Below are 1,415 nucleotides of genomic sequence, written 5' to 3'. Positions count from 1 at the left end.
GGCTCTTTGTCAACTGTAGTGGGTTGAAGAAAAGCTAAGATCGAGAAAGGACACATTTCGTCCTTTCTTTTTTGATATTGAGAGCGATAAAAATCCGTTTTTTGAAGTTTTCAAAGTTCCGAAAACCAAAGGCATTTCGCTTGATAAGTTTGATGAGATTATTGGTCGCTTCCAATTTGGCGTTGGAATAGGGTAGTTGAAGGGCGTTGACAATCTTTTCTTTATCCTTGAGGAAGGTTTTAAAGACAGTCTGAAAAAGAGGATGAACCTGCTTTAGATTGTCCTCAATAAGTCCGAAGAATTTGACAGGTTCCTTGTTCTGAAAGTGAAAAAGCAAGAGTTGATAGAGATTGTAGTGGTGTTTCAAGTCTTCTGAATAGCTCAAAAGCTTGTCTAGAATTTCTTTATTTGTTAAGTGCATGCGAAAAGTAGGGCGATAAAAACGTTTATCACTGAGTTTACGACTATCCTGCTGTATGAGCTTCCAGTAGCGCTTGATGGCTTTGTATTCATGAGATTTTCGCTCAAATTGATTCATGATTTGGACACGGACACGACTCATAGCACGGCTGAGATGTTGGACAATGTGAAAGCGGTCGAGAACGATTTTAGCACATGGGAAAAGCTGTTTAGCTAAGGCATAGTAGGGACTAAACATATCCATCGTAATGATTTTCACCTGACAACGAACAGCTCGCTCGTAGCGCAGAAAGTGATTTCGTATGATAGCCTGTGTTCTGCCTTCAAGAACAGTGATGATGTTAAGATTATCAAAATCTTGTGCAATGAAACTCATCTTTCCCTTGGTAAAGGCATACTCGTCCCAAGACATAATCTCTGGAAGACGAGAAAAATCATGCTTAAAACGGAAGTCATTAAGCTTGCGAATGACAGTTGAAGTTGAAATAGCCAGTTGATGAGCGATATCGGTCATAGAAGTTTTTTCAATCAATTTTTGCGCAATTTTTTGGTTGATAATACGAGGAATTTGGTGATTTTTCTCGACGAGAGAGGTCTGTGAGACCATCATTTTAGAGCAATGATAGCACTTGAAACGACGCTTTTTAAGGAGGATTCTGGTAGGCATACCAGTTGTTTCAAGGTAAGGAATTTTCGATGGTTTTTGGAAGTCATATTTCTTCATTTGACTTCCACATTCAGGACAAGATGGGGCCTCATAATCCAGTTTAGCGATGATTTCCTTGTGGGTATCTCTATTAACAACATCCATAATTTGGACATTAGGGTCTTTGATATCGAGCAGTTTTATGATAAAATGTAATGGTTCCATATGAATCTTTCTAATGAGTTGTTTCGTCGCTTTTCATTATAGGTCATATGGGACTTTTTTTCTACACAAAAATAGGCTCCATAATATTTATAGGAGATTTACCCACTACAAATATTATAGAGCC

At 38.2% G+C, this 1,415-nt stretch carries 1 protein-coding gene; it reads right to left on the bottom strand.

The window, feature by feature from the left end; genetic code table 11:
• Positions 1-34: 34 nt before the first annotated feature.
• Positions 35-1,291 carry an ISL3 family transposase gene (locus tag QM843_RS09810; RefSeq protein WP_049501810.1) on the bottom strand — a complete coding sequence of 419 codons (1,257 nt, stop codon included), beginning with the start codon at positions 1,289-1,291 and terminating at the stop codon, positions 35-37.
• Positions 1,292-1,415 lie beyond the last annotated feature (124 nt).

This window comes from Streptococcus mitis (genome assembly GCF_047463435.1).
GTDB classification, from domain to species: domain Bacteria; phylum Bacillota; class Bacilli; order Lactobacillales; family Streptococcaceae; genus Streptococcus; species Streptococcus mitis_DS.
This window is presented reverse-complemented; position numbering and strand designations above follow the sequence as displayed.

Coding starts and splice junctions, on each gene's coding strand:
- QM843_RS09810 (WP_049501810.1), bottom strand. CDS start 1,291: ATGGAACCATTACATTTTATCATAAAACTGCTCGATATCAAAGACCCT.